Annotated in this window: 21 protein-coding genes; 4 read left to right on the top strand and 17 right to left on the bottom strand. The window is 52.7% G+C overall.

What is annotated here, in order from left to right; translation table 11 throughout:
• Window positions 1–24: 24 nt before the first annotated feature.
• Window positions 25–537, bottom strand: coding sequence for a peptide-methionine (S)-S-oxide reductase MsrA (gene msrA / locus NST43_RS13465; RefSeq protein ID WP_339224866.1), 513 nt, complete (start codon window positions 535–537; stop codon window positions 25–27).
• Between the two features lie 357 nt (window positions 538–894).
• On the opposite strand from msrA, the gene NST43_RS13460 reads away from it, so the two are divergent.
• Window positions 895–1,455 (top strand): TetR/AcrR family transcriptional regulator, encoded by a 561-nt coding sequence (locus NST43_RS13460; protein ID WP_339224865.1) that lies wholly within the window; start codon window positions 895–897, stop codon window positions 1,453–1,455.
• Between the two features lie 180 nt (window positions 1,456–1,635).
• Here the strand turns inward: NST43_RS13460 and NST43_RS13455 are convergent, their stop codons facing one another.
• Genes NST43_RS13455 through NST43_RS13440 form a run of 4 tightly spaced genes read right to left on the bottom strand, consistent with a single transcriptional unit; the run spans window position 1,636 to window position 5,769 of the window.
• On the bottom strand, window positions 1,636–2,652 hold the full coding sequence (locus NST43_RS13455) for a Gfo/Idh/MocA family oxidoreductase (RefSeq protein WP_339224864.1): 1,017 nt from the start codon (window positions 2,650–2,652) through the stop codon (window positions 1,636–1,638).
• A gap of 38 nt (window positions 2,653–2,690) precedes the next feature.
• Complete coding sequence (locus NST43_RS13450) at window positions 2,691–3,779, bottom strand: Gfo/Idh/MocA family oxidoreductase (RefSeq protein ID WP_339224863.1); 1,089 nt, start codon at window positions 3,777–3,779, stop codon at window positions 2,691–2,693.
• Window positions 3,776–4,552 carry a sugar phosphate isomerase/epimerase gene (locus NST43_RS13445; RefSeq protein WP_339224862.1) on the bottom strand — a complete coding sequence of 259 codons (777 nt, stop codon included), beginning with the start codon at window positions 4,550–4,552 and terminating at the stop codon, window positions 3,776–3,778. The genes NST43_RS13450 and NST43_RS13445 overlap by 4 nt, the downstream gene beginning before the upstream one ends.
• A gap of 53 nt (window positions 4,553–4,605) precedes the next feature.
• Window positions 4,606–5,769, bottom strand: coding sequence for a Gfo/Idh/MocA family oxidoreductase (locus NST43_RS13440; protein ID WP_339224861.1), 1,164 nt, complete (start codon window positions 5,767–5,769; stop codon window positions 4,606–4,608).
• Window positions 5,770–5,927: 158 nt separating this feature from the next.
• On the opposite strand from NST43_RS13440, the gene NST43_RS13435 reads away from it, so the two are divergent.
• Window positions 5,928–6,761 (top strand): AraC family transcriptional regulator, encoded by an 834-nt coding sequence (locus NST43_RS13435; RefSeq protein ID WP_339224860.1) that lies wholly within the window; start codon window positions 5,928–5,930, stop codon window positions 6,759–6,761.
• Window positions 6,762–7,317: 556 nt separating this feature from the next.
• Here NST43_RS13435 and uxaC read toward each other — a convergent pair.
• Window positions 7,318–8,727, bottom strand: coding sequence for a glucuronate isomerase (uxaC, locus tag NST43_RS13430; RefSeq protein ID WP_339224859.1), 1,410 nt, complete (start codon window positions 8,725–8,727; stop codon window positions 7,318–7,320).
• 154 nt (window positions 8,728–8,881) lie between these two features.
• Here uxaC and NST43_RS13425 point away from each other — a divergent pair, with 154 nt between their 5' ends.
• Entirely contained in the window at window positions 8,882–9,574 is a 693-nt protein-coding gene (locus tag NST43_RS13425; protein ID WP_339224858.1) for a GntR family transcriptional regulator, read from the top strand.
• Window positions 9,575–9,622: 48 nt separating this feature from the next.
• Window positions 9,623–10,477: an SDR family oxidoreductase gene (locus NST43_RS13420; protein ID WP_339224857.1), complete on the top strand. Its 855-nt coding sequence runs from the start codon at window positions 9,623–9,625 to the stop codon at window positions 10,475–10,477.
• 66 nt (window positions 10,478–10,543) lie between these two features.
• On the opposite strand, the gene NST43_RS13415 is transcribed toward NST43_RS13420, so the two are convergent.
• From NST43_RS13415 to NST43_RS13365, 11 genes are all read right to left on the bottom strand, one after another.
• A complete protein-coding gene (locus NST43_RS13415) occupies window positions 10,544–11,233 on the bottom strand; it encodes an ABC transporter ATP-binding protein (RefSeq protein ID WP_339224856.1) in 690 nt (229 codons plus the stop codon).
• Window positions 11,230–12,354 (bottom strand): ABC transporter permease, encoded by a 1,125-nt coding sequence (locus tag NST43_RS13410; protein WP_339224855.1) that lies wholly within the window; start codon window positions 12,352–12,354, stop codon window positions 11,230–11,232. The genes NST43_RS13415 and NST43_RS13410 overlap by 4 nt, the downstream gene beginning before the upstream one ends.
• A gap of 281 nt (window positions 12,355–12,635) precedes the next feature.
• Window positions 12,636–14,024 carry a HAMP domain-containing sensor histidine kinase gene (locus NST43_RS13405; RefSeq protein WP_339224854.1) on the bottom strand — a complete coding sequence of 463 codons (1,389 nt, stop codon included), beginning with the start codon at window positions 14,022–14,024 and terminating at the stop codon, window positions 12,636–12,638.
• Entirely contained in the window at window positions 14,021–14,698 is a 678-nt protein-coding gene (locus tag NST43_RS13400; RefSeq protein ID WP_339224853.1) for a response regulator transcription factor, read from the bottom strand. Before NST43_RS13400 ends, NST43_RS13405 begins: the two co-directional genes overlap by 4 nt.
• A gap of 109 nt (window positions 14,699–14,807) precedes the next feature.
• A complete protein-coding gene (locus NST43_RS13395) occupies window positions 14,808–15,629 on the bottom strand; it encodes an SDR family oxidoreductase (RefSeq protein ID WP_339224852.1) in 822 nt (273 codons plus the stop codon).
• 123 nt (window positions 15,630–15,752) lie between these two features.
• On the bottom strand, window positions 15,753–16,199 hold the full coding sequence (locus NST43_RS13390) for a MarR family transcriptional regulator (protein ID WP_339224851.1): 447 nt from the start codon (window positions 16,197–16,199) through the stop codon (window positions 15,753–15,755).
• A 171-nt stretch (window positions 16,200–16,370) separates the two neighbouring features.
• Window positions 16,371–17,558, bottom strand: a complete 1,188-nt coding sequence (locus tag NST43_RS13385; RefSeq protein WP_339225412.1) for a metallophosphoesterase — start codon at window positions 17,556–17,558, stop codon at window positions 16,371–16,373.
• 178 nt (window positions 17,559–17,736) lie between these two features.
• Window positions 17,737–18,558: an Rpn family recombination-promoting nuclease/putative transposase gene (locus NST43_RS13380; protein WP_339224850.1), complete on the bottom strand. Its 822-nt coding sequence runs from the start codon at window positions 18,556–18,558 to the stop codon at window positions 17,737–17,739.
• A gap of 47 nt (window positions 18,559–18,605) precedes the next feature.
• On the bottom strand, window positions 18,606–19,046 hold the full coding sequence (locus tag NST43_RS13375; protein WP_209986272.1) for an HIT family protein: 441 nt from the start codon (window positions 19,044–19,046) through the stop codon (window positions 18,606–18,608).
• Window positions 19,047–19,169: 123 nt separating this feature from the next.
• Window positions 19,170–19,583 (bottom strand): hemerythrin family protein, encoded by a 414-nt coding sequence (locus NST43_RS13370; protein WP_209986269.1) that lies wholly within the window; start codon window positions 19,581–19,583, stop codon window positions 19,170–19,172.
• Between the two features lie 120 nt (window positions 19,584–19,703).
• Window positions 19,704–20,609, bottom strand: a complete 906-nt coding sequence (locus tag NST43_RS13365) for an NUDIX hydrolase (RefSeq protein WP_209986268.1) — start codon at window positions 20,607–20,609, stop codon at window positions 19,704–19,706.
• Between the last annotated feature and the right edge of the window lie 324 nt (window positions 20,610–20,933).

Here is a 20,933-nt window from a genome sequence, read left to right as displayed (position 1 = left end):
TCGTTCAATATTCCGTATCCGCTTCTACCAATGCTGCGAAATAAAGGTATCCCGCCCGGACTGCTCGCGGTCCTCTTTATAGTGCTTCGGGTTCTTCTTGTGATAGTCCTGATGATAGTCCTCGGCCGGATAAAAATAAGGTGCAGGCAGAATCTCCGTCACCACAGGCCCCTCAAATCTGCCGCTAACCGCCACCTGCTCCCGGGAGGCCAGCGCAGCCAGCCGCTGCTCTTCCGTATAGTAGAATACCGCCGTGCGGTACTGTGTTCCCCGGTCCTGAAACTGCCCGCCGTCATCCGTCGGGTCAATCTGCGGCCAGAACAGCTCCAGCAGCCGCTCATAAGGGAACAGCTTCGGGTCATAAGTGATCTGAACCACCTCATAGTGACCGGTTGTTCCGGTCTTCACCTGCTCATAAGTAGGGTTCTCTACCGTTCCTCCGGCGTAACCTGATACAATCCCGTGAATGCCGGGCAGCTCTTCGAACGGTGTAACCATGCACCAGAAGCAGCCTCCGGCAAACATTGCCTGTTCCATAGCCTATCTCCCACTCCCTGTCTCTCATCTGCTGACTCTTGTTAAACCCTGTATTTGAAGATAATGCCTAATGGTCTGAAAGTCAATTTGATCGCTAGGCCTGCCCCTTAGATAAACTCAAGAAATAGAATGTTTATTCTATTGATAGTTCAGAAAGAGAATAATTAAACTTCAAGTGTGTTCGGAATGGAAATTCCTTTTTGCAGAATAATGACTAATAAATAGCTTTCTTATTGTCTATTTCACCACAAAATCTATCTTTTTGATACTTGAGAGTAGAATACATATTCTGTGAATTGACAATTCCTTGCAGGAGTTGTACTATTCTATAGAATGATTTTTCCGTAACGAGGTGTAATGATGGGTAAACGCGATGATATTCTTCAGGCAACCCTTGATTTGATTACTGAAGAGGGCTTACAATCTGTTACTTTTGCTAAAATATTCAAAAGAGCCAATGTCGGCTCCAGCACATTCTACCATTATTTCGAGAACAAAGAGCAACTGGTCAATGAGCTGTACCTCAAAGTCCGCATACATAAAAATGAGTTCGTCATGAACGGCTATGACTCTGGATTAACGATCTATGAGCGTGTGAAGAGCCTCCTGAAGAATACAGCCAACTACTCGCTGCACTACCCCAAAGAGGTTGATTTCACTGAGAACTATTGCTCCTCACCCTATATTTCCGAGGATTTGCGGAACACGCCAGCCCCCTCCACCTTAGAGATTTTCTCCATCATTGAAGAAGGTCAGCGGCAGGGGATCATCCGGGAAATGAATGTATGCCTGTGCTATCAGCTGATCTACGGGATATTGACTGCTGTGATCAAGGGCTATTTGGATGAAAAGTACCCGCTTAACGAGCAGCAGATTCAGCAGACCATTGAAGCATGTTGGCTTGCGATTAAGCTATAGCGGCTAACACAAGTGGAAACGGCTTTGCCGTCCTTTTAAAGGACGGTACCGTTTCAACGAGAAATAGAAGGATAATTTATCGTGTGCAACCTATAAATTCTATATTTCAAAAAGGGCTATCCCCAAGCAGAACCTCTGCATAGGAGACAGCCTATTCCGGCATCAGCCGGCTCAAGAATACTAGACCTGAGGGACCAGATTACGGCTCCCCGAGGACTTATAAATCTCTGCAATCAGTGTGAGCGCTTTGATGCCCTCAGCACCGTCAATCCAGAACCTGCGGCCTTCACGGATGTGGGCGTAGAAGTCATGAATTAACCGTGAATGCCCGGTGCCCCAGTAGGATTTCCCGCCGCTGCTGATGTTCTGCGGCTCACAGAGCAGCGTCTCGTGACCATCCTTCCACAGATAGAGACTGTCCCGGCGCTGCTGCAGGGTCCCTTGCTCGAAGACCAGCTCCAGCTCCACCGGCGAATTGGCCTGATAGGCATTGGTTCCGTAGAAGAGTCCCCGTGCCTTGTTCTTGAAATCGATACACGCATGTGCGCTGTCCTCAACCTCAATGACATCGTTCAGCACATCGGTGCTAACACTGCCTTTCACGGAATCAATGTCACCGCCGAACCATTGCAGCAGATCCAGGGTATGGATAGCCTGATTGATCAATACCCCTCCGCCTTCCGTAGCCCAGCGGCCTCTCCATGGACTGTGCGTGTAATACTCTTCACTCCGGGTCCAGGTCACCAGACCCTTCATGCAGAGGAGACTGCCCAGGCTGCCGGAATCGATCACTTGTCTGATCCGCACCGAAGGTTCATTATAGCGGTTCTGGAACACTACACCCAGCTGACCCGCTGCATGCTCCGCCGCCTCCTGCATCAAACGGGCCGAAGGCACATCCAGCGCCATGGGCTTCTCGGTTAACACATGCTTGCCGGCCTTCAGCAGCTCTACCGCCATTCCGGCATGCAGATGATGTGGCGTGCAGAGATGGACGATGCCGATATCTGCACGTTCCAGCAGTTCCCTGTAATCTGTCAGGCCTTCACATTCGTAATCCTGAGCAGACTGTGCTGCCTGAACAGGGTCACTGTCCACCACGGCTACCAGCTGCGCATTCTCTATCGAAGCAATGGCTCTGGCATGCAGCGGGGCAATCGCCCCACAGCCGATAATCGCTGCTCCATTGGTATTCATCTTAACCACCTTCCGATCTTCTGCTAGCTGTCCTGCAACTATTTGAGCGTATCCGGGGTCAGATTCACCGCTTGCCGCTGTGCCTCCAGACACAGCTCAGCCGCCTTGAACGCATGCTCCTGGGTCATCGCCTTCTCGGTCCGTTCCAGGCAGTCGAGAATCAGCTCACCGAAGAACGGGAAGCCGATCTTCCCGGCCACATGCTCATAATGCTCTCCCTCGCCGTCTACCCAGAAGACATGATCCGGGGTGCTGGAGCGGCCGATATCGCTGTATTTGCGCAGTTCGATATAGCCTTCCGTACCGAGAATGATCGTCCGTCCGTCGCCCCAGGTCCCGAGCCCAGCCGGAGTGAACCAGTCCACGCGAAAATACTGTGTAGCCCCGTTATCCCCAACCAGCGTAGCATCACCGTAATCCTCCAGCTCGGGGTAGGCCGGATTGTTGTAGTTGGCGACCTTGCTGTGCAGTACCTTGGCATCACGGCAGCCCGCATAGAAGAGGAACTGTTCAATCTGATGGCTGCCGATATCACAGAGAATGCCGCCGTATTTGTCACGCTGGAAGAACCATTCCGGCCGGCTGGGTGCATTTAACCGGTGCGGACCCAGTCCCATGACCTGAAGCACACGGCCAATCGTCCCCTGCTGCACCAGCTGACCGGCATAGACAGCGCTCTCTACATGCAGTCTTTCACTGTAATACGTCATGTATTTCTGCCCCGTCTGCTCCACCTGAAGGCGTGCTGCCGCGAGCTGGTCCAGAGAAGTGAACGGAGATTTGTCTGTAAAATAATCCTTCCCGTGTGCCATCACGCGCAGACCGAGCGGACCGCGCTCCGAAGGAACGGCCGCTGCTGCTACGAGCCGGACCTCAGGATCTTCAAGAATCTCTTCAGCAGAGCGTGCGGCTCTGACGCCGGGATACTTGTTCTGGAACGCTTTTACCTTCTCGGGATCAGGATCGTATACCCACTTCAGCTCGGCTCCCGCTTCTACCAGCCCGTTGCACATCCCGTAGATATGCCCATGATCCAGTGCCAGCGCGGCGATTACGAATTCACCCGGTCCCACCACTGGCTTCGCCTCATGTACCGGGGCATACATCATTCCATCCTTGCGGCTCATGCTTGCACCTCCAATCTGGAATGCAGATGCCGGAGGCTGATCTCCAGGCTCTCGAACGGATCACGCTGGCATACATCCTGCTCTACGATATGCCATTCCACACCCGTCCTGCGGCAGGCATCAATAATCGCTCCATAATTCATATTGCCTTCGCCAATCTCAGCGAACACAGCCTTACGGTTTAGAATAGTCATATCCTTGAAATGCACGGCCTGCATTCTGCCTTCCACCTTGTGAATCCACTCTACAGGATCTCCGCCCCCCGCCTGAACCCAGTATAGATCCAGCTCGAACCCGAAGACCTCCGGATCACTGTCCTGCAGCAGCACATCCATACCGGTCAGACCGTCAAAACGTTCAAATTCAAAATCATGATTATGATAAACTAATTGCAGACCATACTCTTCCTTAAGTGTACGTGCAATGCCGGAAGCCAGCTTGGCGAAGGTGCGGTAGCCCTCCTGGCTGGTCTGATATTCCGCAGGCAGCGAGCCAAGACCGATGTATTTGCAGTCCCACAGCTTATGTTCGGCGGCGAGTGCATCCAGATCATTCACCAGCCGGTCCCAGGGAACGTGTGTCGCACATATTTTCAGATTAAATTCATCGGCATATTCCTTCACCAGCCTAGGGTCCATGGGACCGATCCCGGAGATCTGGACAGCCTGGTACCCGATGCTGCTCACCTTCCGCAGGCTCTCCCGCAAGGCTTCCGGCGTCTGGGTATATTCACGCAGGGTATACATTTGGGCGGCAATCGTTGAACGGTTCATTGTATTCATCCACTCCTAGATAAGTTTAATTGGCGTAAGAGAGTAAAGTTAATCTAGTGGGTACCCGATACATCAAGGGCTTTCTGGCTGACCGGAGCTTTCTGAAAAGTCGAATTCTCCACCTGCTCCATCAGCTTCTCATAGAACAGCTCGCTGTCGATCGGCAGGTCCACCCAGTTGTCGGTCCACGCAGACAGATACATGGCATTGGACAGGGTCAGCCCGTGAATGCCCTCTTCCCCCGGAGCCAATAGCGGCTCATCATGCAGAATCGCATTGGTGAAGTTACGCAGAATCCCCTTATGCTGCTCTCCATTTCCGGAGTCCACCGGAATCTCGCATTTCCAGCATTCCGGCGCTCCGAAGCCCCCGGTATATTCCGCATTGAACTTCGGCTCAGGGGTGCGAAGGCGGAAGAAGGTCAGCGTGCCGTCTTCGATGACGATTTTACCGTTGTCGCCTGTAATCTCGAACCGGTTCGTCCCCGGTGCTTCCCCTGTAGTCGTGATAAACAGCCCGGTTGCGCCATTCTCATACTCCACGTAGGCGGTCACATCATCCTCAACCTCAATATTCCGGTACTTCCCGAACTGGCAAAAAGCGCGTACCCGCTTAGGCATCATTCCGGTAGTCCACTGCCAGAGATCAAGCTGGTGCGGGTCCTGGTTCAGCAGCACTCCGCCGCCTTCCCCGCCCCAGGTCGCCCGCCAGCCGCCGGAATCATAGTAGCTCTGAGAGCGGTACCAATTGGTGATAATCCAATTCGTGCGCCGGATCTCTCCCAGCTCCCCGGACTGAATCAATTCTCTCAGCTTCTGATAGAGCGGATTCGTCCGCTGGTTATACATAATTCCGAATTTGCGGTCAGACTTCGCTGCGGCGTCATTCATCTCCTGTACTGCCTTCGTATAGACACCGGCAGGCTTCTCGATCAGAACATGCAGCCCGTAGCCCAGCGCTTCAATCGCCAGCGGCGGATGATCATAATGCGGGGTGGCAATCATCACCGCATCAATGACCCCGGACTTGAACAGTTCCTCCGGCGACAGAAAGCGCTGCACATGATCCGGCAAAAGCTCCTCTGCCCATTCCAGCCGCTCAGGGCTGATGTCGCAGACGGCGGTTAGCTCGGCCCCCTTAATATCACTCAGCAGACTCTGTGCATGGGTCCGCCCCATACCCCCAACGCCAATAATTCCATAACGTACCTTATCCATCTCCCATTCCCTTCCTGAAACAGTTTATGTTATGAGGATAACCCTATTTGCCGGTGGTGAACATGACTGTAATTAAGGTATATTTGTATAATAATAAGATGTATTGGATAAATGGAAGCGTTATAATAGATTTATATCCTTAATGGAGGAGCCCAGACATGAATATAATTGCGAACGGTAATTTGACCGGACGCCTGCTGCACAACCTGACGGTTACCGTTACCCATGCCCAGTTAACCAGCAGATATCCGGGATGGAACCGGACGAATGAGACCCCTGCCTTCAACCGGCTGTACTATATTGATTCCGGCGAAGGCAAGGTGATTATCAACGGAGTGACGTACTATCCGAGACCCGGACAGCTGATGATTATGCCCGCAGGCTCCACCCAGACCACGGATACTTCACGTGATGATCCTTATACACGCTACTATTGCCACTTCGATGCGCAGATCGGGGAATGGCCGCTGTTTCATTCGGCGAATAAGCTCTATATCTGTGATGTGCCTGATCCGGAGGCCACCCGGACGATGTTCGCGGAGATGATTGAATGGTTTCAGGATACCGGCTTCCTCGCTACCCTGCGGACGCAGGCCGCGCTGCTTACGCTGCTGTCCCTCTGTCTGGAATCGGGAGGATATAGCAATTTCCTTGACGATCTGACGCATACGAGCGACCAGGGTAAGCTGGCAAATGTGCTGGGCTACATCGATCAACGGTTAATGCGGCCGCTGACGGTGGAGGAGCTGGCAGAGCGGGTCCATCTGCACCCGAACTATTTCATTCCCTATTTCAAGAAATTCATCGGTGTTCCGCCGATGCAGTACGTCCAGCTGAAACGGATGGAGCTGGCCAAGAGGCAGCTCTCCTACACCGATTTCAGCATCTCCAGTATCGCTGAGCAGGTCGGCATGGAGCTGGCCCACTTCTCCAAGGTGTTCAAGAAGTCGACAGGCGTATCCCCGTCTGCTTACCGGAGCAGTACGAGGTAGGGGGCTAATTAGTACCTAAGTACGATCAACATTAGCAGGTTTGGATGGACGCTTCCGCTTTTTCACGTTGCCGAGATTCGATGTACCATTCATCCATTTATACTGCGAGTTGATCCGTTGCTGGACCCGGTTGTTATGCATCTCCCTCCGCCTGTAGGACAACAAGTGCTGATCCTGACTGTTATGTGGCCCCTTCCGCCTGTGTGGGGGACATAGCAGTTGGATTTTTGTAGCTTAATTTTCCTGCTGGAGCTGCTTGATCGGGACTAAGTGGAAATTCGGCACTTAATTCTGCTGGATCTCCTGTTAACCCACATTTTCAGTGGGATTAAGTTCGGTTTTTCCAACTAATTCTCCAGATTCAGGGTTTGCCGCGGTATTAGATGACGTTTATCCAACTAGCTTCCGCCACACACCACCTCACTAAGATCAGCATGCCTTCGCTCCCCTTGCAAGCCATATACAACAAAAACAGCAAGCCTCCACCCTTTAGGAGTCTTGCTGTTTTTGGAATGGAACACCTTAGACTTAAACAACGGAACGGGCGGACGCCCGCCTACTTGATCCCGAAATACGCATCCGCATTGTTGTAGCATATATTCTCAATGGTCCGGCCGATCAAGGCATAATCTCGCGGCAGGTCTCCCTCTTCCATCCACGTGCCGAACAGGTTGCAGAGGATGCGCCGGAAGTATTCATGGCGCGTGAAGGAGAGGAAGCTTCTGGAGTCAGTCAGCATGCCGACAAATGGACTGATCAGCCCGATGCTGGAGAGTGCCTTCAACTGCTGCAGCATGCCCTCCTTCTGATCATGGAACCACCAGCCGGAGCCCATCTGCACCTTGCCCTTGATGCCGTCCCCCTGGAAGTTGCCGATTGCGGTGGCGATCATCTCATATTGCGAAGGGTTCAGCGTGTAGACGATGGTCTTCGGCAGCTGTCCGCTGGCATCCAGCTCATTCAGCAGCGCGTTGAGGCTGCGGGCCATATTGAAATCCAGAATAGAATCGAAGCCGCTGTCCTTGCCGATGGCACTGAACATACGTGCGTTGTTGTTGCGCAGCGCTCCGATATGCAGTTGCATGCTCCAGCCCCGCTCATGATAGAGCCGGCCTAATTTGATCAGCGTATGGCTCTGGAACTTCTGTTCCTCGTGCGGGCTGATCTCTTCCCCTTTGAAGGCCCGGGCGAATATGTAGGCCGCTTCATGCTCTGTAGACTGGGCATGCGGCAGCTCGCCGAAGGCCTGATCTGACAGCCGGCAGCCATGCTTATGGAAATAATCGATCCGCGCTGTAACAGCCTGGAGGAACCCGGAGTAATCGTGGATTTCAAGACCGCTCGCCTCACCAAGCAGGCTCACGTATCCAGTGAACCCATCATCACGGATATTCAGTACCCGGTCCGGTCTGAAGGTTGGCGCAACCACCGTCTGAAGCGCATGATCCTTCTTAAGCTGAATGTGATGCTCCAGTGAATCAATCGGATCATCCGTTGTGCAGACCACATTGACCTTGAGTTTTTTGAGAATTCCCTGCGTAGTCAGTTCATCTCCCTGGAGCTGCTCATTGCAGCGTTCCCATACACTGTCCGCTGTCTCCTTGGAGAGCAGCTCGTCGATCCCGAAGTAGCGCTTCAACTCCAGATGGGTCCAGTGGTAGAGCGGATTGCCCACCATCTCAGGCAGGGAACGCGCCCAGATCATGAATTTGTCTTTGTCCGGCGCATTCCCGGTAATTAGCTGTTCGTCTACGCCCAGCCAGCGGAGCGCCCGCCACTTGTAATGGTCCCCGGATAAGGCAAGATCAGCGATATTGCGGAACCTGCGGTTACTGCTGATCTCCTGCGGATTCAGATGACTATGGAAATCATAAATCGGCATTGCGGCGGCATAATCGTGATACAGTCTCTGTGCACTTGAACTTAACAGCAGCCAGTCGTCATGAATAAAAGATGAGGTACTCATATTGTTCTCCAGCCTCTCGTCAATGATATTGGCGGGCCACAGATACTGTCCGTAAGCGGACAGCAGTTGCTTCTGCCCATTCGCACTACCATACTACCATACTTGTATGGTAGTATGGTAGTGCTTACAAAATCGATAACAGGAGGGTTACACGATGGAATACACTATCGGTACACAAGCACTCTCCACTAGGGACATCGTGTATCGTTCACTGAAGAATCAGATTCTGCTGCTGGAGCTGCCGCCCGGAACGGGGATTTCGGAGAAGGAGATTTCACTGAAGTTCAATGTCAGCCGCACCCCGGTCCGTGAGGCCTTTGTCCGTCTGGCCCAGGAGGGCCTGCTTGCCGTATATCCCCAGCGGGGCACGGTCGTCTCCCTGATTGATTCCGAGCTCGTGGAAGAAGCCCGCTTCATGCGTGAGCATCTGGAGCGGGCAATCATCCGGGAAGCGTGCAGCAACTTCCAGGCCAGGAATCTTATTGAACTGAAGGCTAATCTGGACAAGCAGAAGCTCTGCATCGAGGACCAGGACTATAAAGAAATGTTCATGCTGGACGAAGAGTTCCATCATGTGATTTTCATGGGCTGCAATAAAAAGAATACCTGGGAGGTCATCCAGCAGATCAAGGTTCACCTGAACCGCAGCCGGATGCTCAAGCTCACGGCGGATCACAACTGGGAGCATCTGTACCGGCAGCATTATGGTCTATATGAAGCCATTGAGCAGCATAGTATTCAGCAAGGGGATCAGATTATGCAGGAGCATATGGCCCTGACGATCGCCGACCAGGAGATGCTGATGGAGAAATATCCGCAGTATTATAAGCAAAGATCCGCAGACTGATATAACCTGACGCACGATCATACTTTCACCAAGAAGGGTTGGATCACTATGTCCGAGTTGGCATTACAGCCTGCACTGGCAGGCAAAACCGCTGTAATTACCGGAGGAGCCGGAGCCCTCTGCAGCGCCATGGCGCTGGAGCTGGCCCGTCAAGGCGTGAAGGTCGCCATCCTGAACCGTACGGTGGCCAAGGGAGCGGCTCTGGCTGCACAGATCACTTCCGGGGGCGGCCAGTCCCTGGCCTTGGCCTGCGATGTTATGGATGCCGGGAGTGTCCGGCAGGCAGCAGAAGAGATTCTTAAGCAGTGGGGTCCTTGCGACTTGTTAATCAACGGAGCCGGGGGCAATCAGCCTTCGGCGATCACCACCAAGGAGACATTAGAGCCGGGAGACCTGGAGAATCCCGATGTCGTCTCCTTCTTCGATCTGTCCGTAAGCGGCTTCCGCACGGTCCTCGACCTGAATCTGACTGGAACATTAATTCCAACCCAAATCTTCGCCAAGCAGATGCTCGGACGCCCCGGAGCTGCGGTAATCAACATTTCATCTATGAGCGCCGCTTCTCCACTCACCAAGGTTCCGGCTTACAGCGCGGCCAAGGCAGGCATCAACAATTTCACGCAGTGGCTTGCGGTGCATCTGGCTGAATCCGGCATACGGGTGAATGCTATCGCCCCCGGCTTCTTCGTCACCGCGCAGAATGAACAGCTGCTGAAGGACCCGAAGGGTGAACTAACCGAACGTTCGCTCAAAATCATCTCCCAGACCCCGATGCGCCGCTTCGGCACACCGGAGGATCTGCTCGGCACCTTGCTCTGGCTGGCCGATGAGCAAATGTCCGGGTTTGTGACCGGCATCACCGTGCCGGTGGATGGCGGGTTTATGTCCTACTCTGGCGTGTGAAGGCATTCTGCAGCGGGAAACCGGCATTTAAAAAAACTGAACCCCGTCCCCAGGGTTCAGTTCCAATTAATTAAGGCTATGCGCTTCAACCAGCACACCATCCTCCAGATGCAGTACCCGGTCACACCAGTCCAGCATCCGTTCGTCATGAGTTACCATCACGGCGGCCTTGCCTTCGCTCCGCACCTCGTCGGCGATCATCCGCACGACTTCGCGGCCACGGCTGTAATCCAGGCTGGCCGTTGGTTCATCGGCGAACAGAATGGCTGGCTTGTTCATCCACGCCCGGGCAATCGCTACCCGCTGCTTTTCGCCCCCGGACAGCTGTTCGGGGTAATGGTTGCGGCGTTCCCAGATCTCCAGACGCTTCAGCAGATAGGCGGCGCGCACCTTCGCTTCCTTTTGGCTCAGCTTAGCCAGCTTTGCTACATAGAGCAATTGCTCCTCTACCTTCAGGAACGGCAACAGCTGCGCACTTTGGAACATGAAGCCGATTTTTTTCAGCCGCAGCTCCGTCAGTTCCCCCTTGTCCTTGTCACGCAGCGACTCGCCGTCGAGGAGGATCTCTCCGCTGGTGGGCGTAAGCAGCGCACCGGCTGCGGAGAGAAACGTGCTTTTCCCGGAGCCGGATGGTCCCAGTACTGCTATGAATTCGCCTTCGTTCACCGTAAGATCCAGATGGTTCAGAACAGTCATCGCCCCGTCCCCATCCCCGTAAGTCTTGGTTACCTCCTTCATCACTAATTTCGCACTCATGCTCCAGTCCTCCCTATCGCTTCCAAGGCATCCACCTTGGCTACTCTTGCTACCGAAATTAACGAGCCCAGCAAGGACATCCCTATGAACAGCAGACTTGTCATCGCCATCGTCTGTCCATCCAGCTCAAACGGCATTGTGTCGGGCAGGCCCATATTCATCCCAAGCGTAAGCAGAATGCCCAGCGCCAGACTGGCGACAGACAGCAGCATCACTTGACCGACTACACTCCAGGCCAGATAGGACATCTTGGTCCCCATCGCCTTCAGAATGCCGAATTGGCTGGTCTTCTGGATCGTAATGACATAGAAGAATACAGCAAGAACTACTGCAGCAATCACGAACAGGAACACAATCATCATCAGCAGCGAATTCTGCTCGGCGGAATATCCGGGAACACTGGCGATCGCCTGTTTTTGTGTAATTACCTCTATGGACTGCTGCTGATCCGCAATCTGCGCAGCTTGAGCCGCCGTTACATCCAGCGCAATAACATTGTAAGGGGCATTGGCATTGCCTGAGCTACCGCCTCCCTGAACCGCTCCCTGTTTCATCGCCTGCCAGTCCAGCTGATTGATATAGACCACCGGAGTATGGCTATAGGAGCTGTCCTTCACGAAGCCGGTAACCGTCCAGCTCATGCCGGAAGCCTGATCACGGATCGTACTGCCAATGGTAACGCCGGACTGTTCCAGCTTGGAGTCTGCAACCGCGCTCCCTTGCACCTCATTGGTGAATCCGGCGCCTTCCGTTACTTCAGGAGCCAGCATCCCCGTCATATCTACGGCAAAAAACGTAATATCCGCTTTAATGTCTGCACCGGCAGCCATAATTGTACTGGTCTGTACCCCCAGCGGAGTCGCATTCGCCTCTCCGGCTACCGACCGGGCAGCTGCAAGCTCCGTATCCGTTAACTGTGAACGTCTGAAGGTATGATCCGCGTCGCTCTGCACGGCAAAGTAATTGGCGGGCATATTTTTCAGCGCCGAAATATTGGCATAAGCAAGACCTCTGGCCAGGCCGGTGACGAACAGCACCAGGAATGAGACCAGCAGCATAATCACCATAATGAGACTGTAGCGTGCTTTGGAGTGCCTCATCTCCCGAATTGCCAAGAACATATAACCACTCCTTCTAATCTGTATATCCACAGTTTAGCGAGTGAAGATGAACGGAGTATGAATAGAGAATTACACTATATAGATTGAACTTATAAGTCTATGTTTTGGGATTGCCGTGACTCCAGAGAAGTTTTGGACTTCCGGCCGCTGTTGTATTTGAATTTCCTGATTGAACCGCTCTTCGCGGTAGAAATCCAAATACAAAGGCGGACGCTACCGCTCCTCCAGTTCCAAAATTCCCCTCCGCCACTTTTCCTTTAACTCTAAATTTTCAGTTCAACTTATATAGCGGCAGGGTGGCAGGGCAAAGAAACAGTGAACGTAGTTCCTTCTCCTACTGTGCTCGTCACCTCGATGGTTCCGCCATGCGCCTGGACGATCTTTTGAGCGATTGCCAGTCCCAGCCCGCTGCTGCCTGGCTCACGGGAGCGCGACTGGTCCACCTTATAGAACCGGTCGAAGATCATCGGCAGCTGCTCCGCCGGAATACCCGCACCGTTATCGGTTACGGTTACTATACATTGCTGTCCTTCCACATGCGCTGCGATACTGAGGGTCCCGCCCACCGGGGTGTATTTGATCGCATTCGTCACCAGATTCATCCACACCTGATAGAGCAGATTGGAATCACCCGCAAGCGTGATCTCTCCGGCATGGAGCCGTACCGCAAGCTCCTTCTCCGTAAGATGCCACTCCATAATCTGAATTACCTGGCGCAGCTGGGCGCGCAGATCGAAGCTTCTTTTCTGCAGGGCATGCTCGTCATAGTCCAGCGAGGACAAGGTGAGCAGCTGCGTGCTGAGCATGGACAACCGCCGGCTCTCATCCCCGATAATAGACAGATACTCCAGACGCTGAGCTTCCGGCAGGGTACCATCCTGGAGCGCATGAGCGAAGCCCTGAATAGAGGTTAGCGGCGATTCAATCTCATGCGAGACATTGGCGACAAATTCCTGTCTTGCCCGGTTCGTGCGTTCCAGTTCTCGGCTCATCGTCATGAAGTGGGAAGCCAGTTGGCCGATCTCGTCGCGGCGTGCGGTGTAGAGCTTGATGTCGTAGCGCCCCTTGGAGATTAGGAGCGTGGCCTCGGTCAGCCGGGTGATCGGCCGCACCACATGAAATACAGTAATCAGCATGAACCACAGGCTTAGCAGAATAATGACCCCAATGATCACGACAAAAAAGATCCGCAGCTCCCCGAACTGCACCTGGGCATCCGGACGCATGAACAAGGCATAGGTCTCCCCGTTAATATGGACCGGCACCCCAATGGAATTGCTGAGCTGATTATCGAAAAAGCCGGTCACGAACAGCTGGCCGGGGAAATTCCCCACCCCATGGTAGATCTCCCCGTCCAACACCTTGCGCAGCGACTCCTCCTTGAGGTCATTTTTGCGGAAAGGCAGGCCGTAGAAGCGTTCTTCTCCGCCAGCATTGACCAGATACATTTTGTACCCCAGGGAAGCCGTACTCAGGAGATATTCTTCCACCGCATCCGGGTGATCCTCAATAAACTGCTGCAAACCTATGGCCATCCGGGTCAGCTTAGCATCATTTTTCGGCTTGATTTGTGACTGGTAATACAGGTTGGAGACCAGAAATCCCAGCACACTGCTGATCATAATCACCGAGCAGAAGATAATACTCATCCTTACATAGAGCGATCTCATGGGTTCACCATGTCCACTTTGTAGCCAATTCCCCGGACCGTACGGATGATAAAATCGTTCTGGTATTCGCTGAACCGCTGACGCAGGCGTTTGATATGCACATCCACCGTCCGCTCGTCCCCTTCGTAGTCCGCTCCCCAGACCAGCTCAATCAGCTCACCACGCGTGAACAGGCGTCCCGGATATTGGGCCAGCTGAGCCAGCAGCTCGAATTCCTTCACCGGCAGCAGCAGCACCTCTGTCCCGTCACTGATCTCGTAATTCTTACGGTCTATCACCAGCGAATTCAGGCGAATCCGGTCATCTGAGGCGATGGAATAACGGCGGAACAAGGCCTTGATGCGAAAGAGCAGCTCCTCCGGCTCAAAAGGCTTGGTTACATAATCATCCGTCCCGTGCAGATAACCCTGCTCCTTATCACTGAGCTGCTGACGGGCCGTCAGCAGAATTACGGGAATATCGTAGTTCTCCCTTATGTATGCACACAGCTCCAATCCGCCCATATGCGGCATCATCACATCCACCACCGCCAGATCGACCGTCTGCTCCTTCATGCGTGCCGCCGCTTCCAGCCCGTCTCCGGCTTCTATCGCTTGATATCCCTCTCTGGTAAGAACATGCCGCAGCAGCGTGCGGATATGAACATCGTCGTCGGCTACCAGTATCTTTTTCAACTTACATACGCTCCCTCCGGCTTGCCTGATCAATGTCATCATACTAGCAACAAACCCTGCTCAAAACAATAGGACTCCACACCAACAAGCTCAGTTAGGCCAGTACGTTCTACACTATAAAAGGCAGAATGCTGTCCCTCAGCGGGGTGACCGGTCTGCCCATAAGCCGCTCCAGATCTCCGGAGGTAGACGAAGTATCCAGCTTGCTCATAAAAGCATAGATCCAGTGCTGAACTCCGTCATCCTGGCGGTGCACCACCGGCTTCCCGGCAACCTCTGTCAGAACCTCAGCCAGATCGCCAAAATCCCAGGTCTGCGGAGCGGTCAATTCATAGATACGGTTGCCTGCTCCCCCTTCGCCAAGTACAGCAGCAGTAGCAGCCAATGCAAGGTCCCGGCGGCCAACCGAGTTGAACCTCCACTCTCCCGGTGCCGTCACCAACTCTCCACTGGAGAGCGCCTCCTTCAGTCCCAGCACCCCAACGAAATCAATATAAAGAGCATTGCGCAAAAAGGTATATTCCATCCCGGACTCCATAATCGCCTGTTCCGTCAGGGTATGCACATTATCCGGCTTGCCCGGATCTGATCTCTGCTGTGAGAAGGCAAAGCCCGTGTAGAGAATATGCCCCACCCCGCTTCGCACGGCCGCATCAATCACCCGTTTATGCTGAGCCAGACGAACATTATCATCCGTGTGCGAGCTGGAGATCAGCAGGAGCCGTGAAATCCCGTCAAAAGCTTCATTCAGTGATTCCGGCACATCATAATCCACCTTGCGGACTTCAATTCCCTGCTCCCGGATAAAAGAAGCTTGCTCAACACTTCTTACTCCGGCAATGATATGCCCTACAGGGATGCGGCTGCGCAGATTCTCCAGAATCAGACTCCCCAATTGCCCGTTTGCTCCCGTAATCATTATTGTCGTCATAGGCGATAACACCCTTTCCTTATTGAAATCAGATTTCTTCACATATCCATCGGCATATTCAAGCCGCTATATATAATCTCTGTCTGCGGGCAGCCTCCAGGCAAGTGAAACATTCCAGACCTTCTATCCTCTGCTCAGCTTGTTCAGCAGCCCTAGCAGCAGGTGCAGCTCCCCTTCATCCAGCCGGTTCATTACTGCCGCAACCGCTTCCCGGTTCCCCGGCAGCTGTTCCAGCAGCAGGCGCTTACCTGCTTCGGCCAGTGAAATGACCGTCTTACGCCCATCCTGTGCGTGAGCCGCCCTCGTAATATAGCCATCCTTCTCCAGCGGAGTCAGCAGCAGGCTGATATTGGCTTTGGTTACCGCGATTCGCTCAGCAAGCAGTGAGGGCAGGATCGATCCTCCCTGCTTCGCAATCTCAACCAGAACGCGGATTCTTGCCCCGTTCAGCCCCTGCGCCTGCCAGTATTTCTCGGAGACGGCCACAGTGCCGGCAGTCGCTCCCACCAAGGCGAAGAAAACCTCATTTTCAAGCGGCAGCTCAAGCACAAACTTTTGTAAATCATCCATTAGCAGTCGTCAACTCCATTTAGTTAATAGCTTAACTATATCTACAGATAGAGTAGCTGATTCTGTCCGGATTGTCAAAAGAAACAGAACAACTCCCTCTTAGTTAAACAAAAACCCCCTATCCTTCCTAAGAAAGGCAGAGGGATCGATACAGCCACATGCAGAATTACATTAGATCAAAACAGGCTTAGCCGCAGCTGACACCTTGTCTTCACCATAGCTCATGCTGCCATCCAGCACAATTTCCAGCTTGATCAGTTCAGAGCGGCTGGCCAGCCGGATCGGCGGCCCCCAGGTTCCGTAGCCGGAAGAGACAATGACATGCAGCTTGTTTTTGAGCAGATATCCCCAGTCCAGTTCAAACAAACGTCTGGTAATCCAGTGATTCGGTGCAATCTGCCCCCGGTGGGTATGTCCTGACAGCAGCACATCCACTCCAGCCTGTGAAGCGATCCCAAAGCCGGTCGGCTGATGATCCATCATCAGGATCGGCTTGCTGCGGTCCACTCCATGTAGAAGAGTCTCCACGCTGAGCCGTCCACCCTCCATGTGCTCGGCAGTCTTGTCTTTGCGCCCGACCACGTAGACTCCCGACGTCTCCACCACTTCATCCTGTAACACCTGAATGCCGACACTCCGCATAACCTCCGTATACTGCGCAATCGAGCCGCCGTAGTATTCGTGATTCCCCAGCACGGCGTAGACTCCATAACGTGCCTTCAGCTGCTTCAGCTGCTGCTCCATCCCATTGCGGAGAAAAGGCTCAATGCTGTCATCCAGCACATCCCCGGCCAGCAGCACGATATCCGGGTTCATCGCGTTCATCTCCCTGACCATTCTTCGTAGATGGCGGTTGCCGACAATGTTGCCCAGATGGAGGTCGGAGGCTACTGCTACCGTCAGCGGAACGCTGGTTCCGATGGATTTGTCCACCTTAAGCCGGTGGGTCCGCACCACAGTACTCCAGGCATTGCGTGATCCCCAGATCAGGAAGACGGCGAGCAATACCAGCACTGTAGTCCCTGCTTCCGTCACGAATGCGGAGAGTCCTACGCCTGCAAGCACCAGCACACCATAGAGCAAATCGGTCAGCGGCAGCATGATCACCGCGAACTCCATACAAGCCAGATAATAAGAGCCGATCACTTTGAACAACCTGCCTACCGGTCTCAGCGCCTGCGGCAGCGGCACCCGGCCAATCATATAAGAGAAGGAAATGACAAGAAAGACAGTCCAGTACGCAGCAATATTCATCCCCGGCAGCCATGCCTGGAGCAATACGGACAGATGCCATCCAATATAGACATTCACCAGTCCAAGCACCAGCACCATGACCGCAGCCCCGGCCAGCATCCGCATGTTTCTCACTTCATTCCACTCCCTTAAAGTAAGTTTCTATCCTATCTACTTCAAATCATAACACAAAGTATTCACCAGGTATAAACTGTGCCGTCAACCTGTGATAAACCTGAGTTCCCCTTGGATAAAAAAAGAAAGACAGCCCTGCGGCTGCCGTAGATAGAATGCGTGCTTTCGCTTATTGTCTCAGTCCCTTAATTTCTTCAAGCGATAACCCGGTGGCATCGGAAATGGTTTGCAGGTCTATGCCGCGCTCCAGAAGTTTAATGGCAATTTCTTTACTCGTCTCGGCCTTGGCTCCTTCAATACGAGAATGTTCATCGCTCAGCGCCTTCATCCGGGCATCATAAGCCATTCGCGCTGCCGCATCCTGGCTCAGAAATTCCAGGGTGTCCATCGCTTTTTTTAGCATCGGCTCTTTCATGGTCAGCACCTCCCAGTTGGATTGATCGACTCCCTTTAGAAACAGCAGCCAGTTCACCAGTCCGCCTTCTTCAAGCTCTACCGCATGTTCACTCAGCTTGGTCAGCTCAATTACATGAATTTCAATATCATCCAGCAGCGGAATTCCCGTACGGTCCTCTCGCAGATGAAATACACTATGATAACGGTCATTAGGCAGACATGAATAATTCAGTATATTAATAGTCACGCATTTCCTCAACGTATTGTAATTTCCGCCTTTAGGAATCTGATGATAATACATTTCAGACCAATAGAAAAGTGTGCGTTTTTCCATATGGTATGGGTTAAATAACTGCATTTCAATATTTAAAAGCTCGCCCTTCGCCGTCTTCGCCTTAATGTCCATAATCGATTGCTTATCGTTCGGACTGTCAGGCTCCGTGTAAGGATTAAGCAAGACAATCTCAGTCAGAGGGGGTTCGCCCGCCTCGCGGAATGTGCTGTTCAGAAAAGCCAGCAGTACATCCTTATTATGCTCGCTGCCAAAGATTCGTTTAAAAATAACATCTACTCGCGGATCAAGCAGTTCAAGCATGAGCCTCTCACTCCATTCCTGATTATTTTCAGTATACCATTTTATCCTTACTGATTAAACATACTTCCCTTGGCTTCATTCACCAACACTTCTACCATTCTCCGTCTCGTCTCCCCCAGCCGTTCCCCGGCTCCGTCCGGGTGCAGCGGTTCTCCCCACAGTAGCCCGTCCCCCTCATACCGGGGAATGACATGCATATGATAGTGAGTTAGATCGTTGAATTTACCGCCATCAGCAATAATTCTGATCCCGTCCGGCTGGTACAGATATTTGAGCAGCGCGGAGAGCTTCTGTGAAGCCTCCATAATTGCGTGTGCAGTTTCCGCATCCATCTCATCGACGTCCCAATAGTGCTTTTTCGGCAGAATCAGGGTATGACCTTCATTGAAGGGATCGATATCGAGTACACAGGTTATATATTCATTCTCATAGACGATATTCAGATCAGGCTCCAGCCCGTTCGCAATTCTACAGCCCAGGCAATCCATGATGATCCTCCCCCCTTAAACACAATGAATACTATGATAATATCAATTCGTATACATCCGGTCCAAGCAGCTAACATAAAAAAAGAAATGCCTTACAGCATCTCCTTGTTTCCGATCATTCAGTTAGACCGCCCGGTTCCCCTTGGCAGCGATGCATTCACCGATTAGCTTGTCGCATTTATGAATATGATTGATCAGCCAGTCTGTCAGCGTCCGGTTCAGCTTGATTGTGGATAAGACGGATACGCCCTTGGTCTTGATCGTCTCCTCCAGTTCCAACACCGTCTGCACGAACTCTGCATGGGTCTTCTGGTGTTCCGACAGCTCCGGGAAGTCGATATCCTTCATCAGCTGCTCTTCACTGCCGAAATGCTCCACGGTATAGTCCTTGAGGAACCTCAGCGTTTCTTCGATCTTTTCTTTGCCCTGCTGGTTGCTGCAGGCTTCAAAAAAATCATTCAGCTTCATCAGCAGCTGTCTGTGCTGACAATCAATCTTTTCTACTCCGATATCATACGAATCCTTCCAGCTAATCATAGGCTCACCCTGTCCTTTTCCATAAACACAATAGTCAAAATATAACTAATTGTCTGCTTTTCCCTATGAAAGTTCTATTAACAACATCACAAGGCAGCGTTGCCGGACAGGAGGGCATTCTCAAAATAAATTCCACTCCCGGTTATACCGGTACAGCTTCGAGGGACGGTGTCCGGCATCCCGGGTGCTCTGATCCGTCTCGATGACCCGCTCTGCGATTTTGCGGCGGAAGGCGGCGGCGAGCAGCTCTTTGCCGAGGATAATCTCATAGACGCGTTGCAGCTCGGACAAGGTGAACAGCGGCGGCATGAGATTGAAGATGATATCCGTGTATTCCGCCTTGCCGCGCAGACGTTCGATGGCATACTGCACCATGAGCAGATGGTCAAAAGAAAACCCCGCGCTGCGCACGATCTCACGGCTGACCTGGCGGACATGCCCCTGAATAGTCTCCGTAAGTTTGATCACCCCGCTTAGCTTCTCCTGCTCACTCTCCAGTATAATCTCCACCAGTGTCTCCTGGCGGACGTCCTGCTCCAGCGCCTCACGGCGGGTCTCCAGAATGTGGTACGAGACGTCGAACCAGGCGGCTGCGGCTGCATCATCCCCTGCCTGTACGTCCAGAGCCTTGCGGTCCACGAGCGCCATGTAGGAGCAGCTGATCACCCTCATCCGCGGATCACGGTCTACATCGCCCCAGGTATACAGCTGCTCCATGTAGATGTTATCGATATTAGTCTCGCTGTACAGCTCCCGGCGGGCTGCTTCCTCTACGCTCTCGCTGATCCCTACGAACCCTCCGGGCAAGGCCCATTGTCCCAGAAAAGGATGCTCCCCGCGCTGAATCAGCAAGAGCTGCAAGGACTTATCCGCCAGCTTGCGGTAGTTATTCTGCTCCTGCTCCATCACGGTGAAAATCAGCATATCGACGGTGACAGACGGACGTTCGTAGCTGCCCGCATTATAATTCTGCAGGAATTGCTCCTCGTTTAAGCCGTTAGGGTCGGTGAACGGTTGATTTGGCATGGATATTCTCCTTGTCTTGAATTGATTAATAGGATTCGTTTGTTAATAACATATTGATATTATATACATGTTCCTGGAATGCGGGCAAGTCTGGGCCCGGGGGAAGAACGTTTTTTCCCAATCTATATAAGACGTACTCAAGGTTTGAACTCGAAGCTTGGTTGTCGCTGCGGTGAACATTTGGACTTCCGGCCGCTGCCCGCCCCCAGATTTCTTGATTTAAACCACTATTCGTGGTAGAAATCCGGTGACAAAGGCGATCGCTATCGCTCCTACAGTTCCAAATTTCCCCTCCGCTTCTTTTTGCTTTTCGTTAATTTCTTT

The organism is Paenibacillus sp. FSL H8-0332 (assembly GCF_037963835.1).
GTDB lineage: Bacteria > Bacillota > Bacilli > Paenibacillales > Paenibacillaceae > Paenibacillus_AQ > Paenibacillus_AQ rhizoplanae.
The sequence above is the reverse complement of the archived record's forward strand: the minus strand, read 5'-3'. Positions and strand labels throughout refer to the sequence as shown.